Origin of the sequence: Dolichospermum sp. UHCC 0352 (genome assembly GCF_009711925.1) — a bacterium.
Classification (GTDB): Bacteria; Cyanobacteriota; Cyanobacteriia; order Cyanobacteriales; family Nostocaceae; genus Dolichospermum; species Dolichospermum lemmermannii.
In genome coordinates, this window is record NZ_VIKY01000328.1 from 1 (window position 1) to 5,568 (window position 5,568).

Sequence of the window (5,568 nt, forward strand, 5' to 3'; positions counted from 1 at the left end):
GGGAGGTTGGGGAGGTTGGGGAGGTTGGGGAGGTTGGGGAGGTTGGGGAGGTTGGGGAGGTTGGGGAGGTTGGGGAAGAATATTACCAATTACCCATTACCAATTACCCATTACCAATTACCCATTACCTAAAAAGGCAATTTGTCGAATAAACCTAATGAGAAACTAATGGCAAAACCGAGGATGCTAATGACAATGAGGATTGTTAGCATATAGCCTTGGGATTGACCAGAAATGCTGTATTTCAAACTTTGTCCGCTAAAAATCGCAGCAAAGCCGACTAAGTTGACTAGACCATCTACCAAAAAGCGATCGCTCCACGCGGATATCCTCGATAACAGCGCCACAGCACTTACAATCGTTAAGCGATAAATGCGGTCTATGTAAAAATCATAGCCTAATAAATCTTGGATAAATCTCCAAACCAAAATTCTCGATCTTGACCAGGCTTTGTGGAGATGAATTGTTGCGCCAATAGTTACTCCAGCAACCGTAGAAGCGACTAAAGATCCAACTATATACCAATCGAGGCTTTCCCAGCTAGGTAATAAATACCATTGCTGTAGCATCAGCGGTAATAATAGAGTGAGTATAGTTAAAGTCACCATTGGTAATGCCATTGGCCAGGCAACTTCTGGAGCGCGGCGGCTTTTGGGTTGGGGTTGTCCCCAAAAAACTAACCGGAATACCCTAGTTAAATTCAAAGCCGTTAAGCCATTAACTAAGATTAAAACCACAATTACCCAAGGGCTAATTTTGACTAAGCCATCAGCCCATGCTATCATTGCCCAAAAACTGCCCAGTGGTAGTAGTGTTACCATACCTGCTGAACCGACGACAAAAGCTGTGGTTGTGGCTGGCATTCTTGACCACAAACCCCCCATTTCAGTCAAGTCTTGGGTTTGAGTAGTATAGATAACTGAACCAGAACTCATGAATAACAAGGCTTTGGCAATGGCATGACTCAGAAGTAACATTAACGCCACTCCACCCTGTTCCAAGCCTACCGCTAAAAATACCAATCCCATGTAAGCACTGGTGGAATGGGAGAGCGATCGTTTAATATCAATTTGGGCAATAGATACCAATGTTGCTCCCACTGCTGTCATTATCCCCAGCACCACTAAAGTATTTAAGGCAATGGGGGACAAAGATAATAATGGTTGAACTTTGTAGAGAAAATAAGCACCCCCACCTACCACTAGAGAGTTTCGCATCACCGAAGCTGGGTTCGGTCCTTCCATCGCTTCGTCTAACCACAGGTGCAGGGGAAATTGGGCGCACTTACCCGCAGGACCAGCAATTAAACCTAAACAGAGTAAAGTTGATGTGACTGGATTTAAATCAGCAGTTTGCGCCCACTCATACAAATCCGAAAAATTTAAGCTGCCGGCTAAAGTAGAAAGAGTCACTACAGCCATCAATAGCAACAAATCTCCTACCCGCTTCGTTAAAAAGGCATCTCGCGCCGCGGTCACTACCAAGGGTTGAGCATACCAAAATCCGACCAGTAAATAAGTAGAAAGAGTGAGAACTTCCAGCAAAGCATAGCTGAGAAACAAGGAATCACTAATTGCTAGACTACTGAGGGCGGCTTCAAAAAATCCCACCAGACCAAAAAACCGGGCTAAGGACCAATCTTTTTCCATATAGCCTAGTGCGTAAATTTGCGCCAACAGACTTAATCCAGTAATTAAAACTGTCGCCCCCACACTGACTACGGAAATTTCTAAAGCAAAAGATAATTGAAAATCAGCAGCTTGAAACCAAGTAATTACTAAATTTTCTTGATCCCGATTCCAGATATCTTTAAATACTAATAAACTATGGACAAAACCCAAGATGGTAGTCAATAAGTTCAAGTAGGCCGCAGGTCTTGGTCCTGTACGTTGGATGATTCCTATGCTCCAAGGCAAAGTTAAAATTGCCCCTAGTAAGCTATAAAGAGGCACGAACCAACTTGTTAAAAATAGAAACTCATTCATCTAATATTTTCCTTGACAACTCAGTTCCGATTCTCTTAAACAGCCTTTAAATAATCATTTGCTCAAAAAACAATATCTTTGAGAAAATCTATGTTTTCTTAACTTTTCTTAGCTCAATATGCCTAAGCACATTTACTTTAGATTAGCCTATTGTTGAGCTATTAAATATAATTTAACATTTTAGATATTCTAATAATTGTTGAACAACATTTTTTATTTTTCTGCTTTTTTTAAATTTGTTTTTTAGATACGTTGGTAAAATTTGCAGATTTTTACCCACTGTTTATGGCAATAGCGAATCACAGGAAAGATATAGCCAGTAGCTCGTCTATCCCATATATAGCACTCACCAATCCTCCTCATCAAAGAATTAGCTTGGGCTATGAACTATAGTAATTCTCAAACTGATAAAGAAATTATAAAGCATAAGTTGTCACTGTAGGGATCAGTAAACTTTAATGTCACAAAAGACCCTATAAAGTTTTGTTAACTTTTTTTAATCTATTTTATTACAAACTATTATAGTAATTTATGTTGCCAGAGATGCCAAGGTTTCATAAGCTAAGATGTGGCGGTATTTTGAAATCAGGATGAGCATCCCCGTCCAAAATTTCCATCCATAGTTCTAATTCGATTAATTTTTTAGGAGTTCTGCGATGCCAATTGCAGTTGGAATGATTGAAACTAAAGGCTTTCCCGCAGTAGTAGAAGCTGCTGACGCAATGGTGAAAGCCGCCCGTGTGACTTTAGTAGGATATGAAAAAATTGGTAGCGCTCGCGTTACAGTCATTGTCAGGGGAGATGTTTCTGAAGTGCAAGCTTCGGTAGCTGCTGGCGTTGAAGCGGCAAAAAGAGTCAACGGTGGTGAAGTGGTATCTACCCATATCATTGCTCGCCCCCACGAAAACTTAGAATATGTCTTGCCAATTCGTTATACAGAAGCCGTAGAACAGTTCCGCGCTTAGTTTAAATCTGGTACAAGTAAAAATTTAATTTAAGGACAAAAACAAATGTCAATTGCAGTAGGAATGGTAGAAACTCTAGGCTTTCCAGCCGTAGTCGAAGCTGCTGATGCCATGGTAAAAGCTGCTCGTGTTACCTTGGTGGGTTATGAAAAAATCGGTAGTGGTCGGGTAACAGTTATCGTGCGTGGTGACGTTTCCGAAGTTCAGGCTTCTGTCGGTGCGGGAGTAGAATCAGTTAAGCGCGTCAATGGTGGACAAGTGCTATCTACCCACATCATTGCTCGTCCTCACGAAAACTTGGAATATGTCCTCCCCATTCGTTATACCGAAGATGTAGAACAATTCCGGGAAGGTGTTAACACAATTCGCCCTTTCGGTAGAAGACCATAATTAATAATGCAAATTGCCAGAGTTCGTGGCACAGTAACTAGCACCCAAAAAGATCCCAGTCTGCGGGGTGTGAAGCTACTAATGTTGCAATTAATAGATGAAAATGGCAATCTCCTGCCAGTATACGAGGTAGCAGCCGATAACAGTGTAGGGGCAGGAGTGGATGAGTGGGTACTTGTCAGTCGTGGCAGTGCTGCTCGTCAATTATCAGGTAATGAACAACGACCGTTAGACGCAGCAGTAGTGGCAATTATAGACACCATTTACGTTGAAGATCGTGTGATTTACAGCAAAAAAGACCAGTATAGATAGTCAGGGAAGAGGGAAGAGGTGACAGGTGACAGGTGACAGGTGACAGGGAACAGAGAAGAAGTAAAAACTGACAACTGACAACTGACAACTGACCAATGACCAATGACCACTGACCACTGACAAAAAGCTTATTTCAGGAGGAATCTCGCAATGGTAGTCCGCAGCACGGCGGCACCCCCAACCCCGTGGTCAAGGAGTTTAGCAGAACCAAACATTCATGAAACTGCATTTGTCCACTCTTCTTGTAACCTCATTGGTGATGTCAATATAGGTGCAAATGTAATTGTTGCTCCGGGGACTTCGATTAGAGCCGATGAAGGGACACCTTTTTGTGTTAGTGAAAATACTAATATTCAAGATGGTGTGGTCATTCATGGGTTGGAGCAAGGCCGAGTCGTTGGTGATGATGGCAAGAAGTACTCAGTATGGGTTGGGAAAAGTGCCTCCATTACCCACATGGCACTGATTCATGGACCTGCTTACGTTGGCGATAGTTGTTTTATTGGCTTTCGTTCTACGGTATTTAATGCCAGGGTGGGTGCAGGTTGCATTGTCATGATGCACGCCTTAATTCAGGATGTGGAAATTCCACCGGGTAAATACGTAGCTTCTGGATCAGTAATTACTACCCAGCAGCAAGCGGATAGATTGCCAGATGTCCAAGTGCAGGATCAAGAATTTGCTCACCATGTAGTCGGGATTAATCAGGCTTTGCGGGCTGGTTATCACTGTGCTGCGGATAGCAAGTGTATTGCGCCTATTCGGGATGAACTTAATCTTTCCGTAGCTAAATCTTATACAAGCATTGAAGTCGAAGAGTTAGAAAGGAGCAGTGACGTGGCGAGCTATAGCTTAGGTGCAGAAACAGTAGATCAATTACGTTATCTACTAGAACAAGGATTTAAAATTGGGACAGAACACGTAGACCAAAGACGGTTTCGGACAGGTTCTTGGCAAAGTTGTCAAGCCATTGCAACTCGGTCTTTAGGTGAAGCTGTTTCTGCTGTAGAGTCTTGTTTGAGAGACCACAGCGGCGAATATGTGCGTCTATTTGGGATTGACAACAACAGAAGACGGGTATTAGAAACTATTGTTCAACGTCCTGAAGGTGTTGTTGCTGGTACATCTAGCTTTAAAGCCCCTGCTGCTGCATCTGCTGGCAGTTACAACGGTAATGGCAACGGTACTGCTGTTGGTAGTGCCAAACTGAGTGCGGAAACTGTAGATCAAATCCGTCAACTTTTGGCTGGTGGTTTCAAAATTGGGACAGAACACGTAGATGAGCGCCGTTTCCGTACAGGTTCTTGGGATACTTGTCAACCAATTGAATCTAATTCGACTCAAGCAGTTGTATCTGCTTTGGAAGAGTGCATTGAAACTCATCAAGGCGAGTATGTACGTTTAATTGGGATTGACACCAAAGCTAAACGTCGCGTATTGGAAGCAATTATCCAAAGACCAAACGGACAAGTAGTATCTTCTGGTAGCACCAAATCATTTACCAGTACAAGTTCTGGAACTGCAACCGCAACGGCGACAGCTACCAGCACCCGTTTAAGTACCGAAGTAGTAGATCAATTGCGCCAACTGTTGTCCAGTGGGGCAAAAATTGCAATTGAACACGTAGATCAACGCCGCTTCCGCACAGGTACTTGGACAGTTGCGGGTCAAATTCAGGCTACATCTGAAAGAGAAGCGATCGCTGCTTTAGAAGGATATGTTTCTGAATATCCAGGCGAATATGTGCGTTTAGTTGGTACTGACCCCAAAGCCAAACGTCGCGTACTAGAAGCAATTATCCAACGTCCATAAAGAGGCAGGGTCCAGGAGGCAGGGTGCAGGGTGCAGAGAGTAGGGGAGAACATTTTTTTCCTTCTTCTTTCTAACCACTGACAACTGACAACTGTACGGGCGAA

General features: G+C 43.1%; 5 protein-coding genes. 4 read left to right on the forward strand and 1 reads right to left on the reverse strand.

Features of this window, described 5'->3' with window-relative positions; all coding sequences use genetic code 11:
• Positions 1 to 128: 128 nt before the first annotated feature.
• Positions 129 to 1,985 carry an NAD(P)H-quinone oxidoreductase subunit F gene (locus tag FJR06_RS23725; RefSeq protein WP_015080433.1) on the reverse strand — a complete coding sequence of 619 codons (1,857 nt, stop codon included), beginning with the start codon at positions 1,983 to 1,985 and terminating at the stop codon, positions 129 to 131.
• Between the two features lie 656 nt (positions 1,986 to 2,641).
• Here FJR06_RS23725 and FJR06_RS23730 point away from each other — a divergent pair.
• From FJR06_RS23730 to FJR06_RS23745, 4 genes are all read left to right on the forward strand, one after another.
• Positions 2,642 to 2,950, forward strand: a complete 309-nt coding sequence (locus FJR06_RS23730; RefSeq protein ID WP_015080434.1) for a carbon dioxide-concentrating mechanism protein CcmK — start codon at positions 2,642 to 2,644, stop codon at positions 2,948 to 2,950.
• A gap of 45 nt (positions 2,951 to 2,995) precedes the next feature.
• A complete protein-coding gene (locus FJR06_RS23735) occupies positions 2,996 to 3,340 on the forward strand; it encodes a carbon dioxide-concentrating mechanism protein CcmK (RefSeq protein WP_015080435.1) in 345 nt (114 codons plus the stop codon).
• A gap of 6 nt (positions 3,341 to 3,346) precedes the next feature.
• Positions 3,347 to 3,652 (forward strand): EutN/CcmL family microcompartment protein, encoded by a 306-nt coding sequence (locus FJR06_RS23740; protein WP_015080436.1) that lies wholly within the window; start codon positions 3,347 to 3,349, stop codon positions 3,650 to 3,652.
• A gap of 150 nt (positions 3,653 to 3,802) precedes the next feature.
• On the forward strand, positions 3,803 to 5,464 hold the full coding sequence (locus tag FJR06_RS23745) for a ribulose bisphosphate carboxylase small subunit (protein WP_015080437.1): 1,662 nt from the start codon (positions 3,803 to 3,805) through the stop codon (positions 5,462 to 5,464).
• Positions 5,465 to 5,568: the final 104 nt, after the last annotated feature.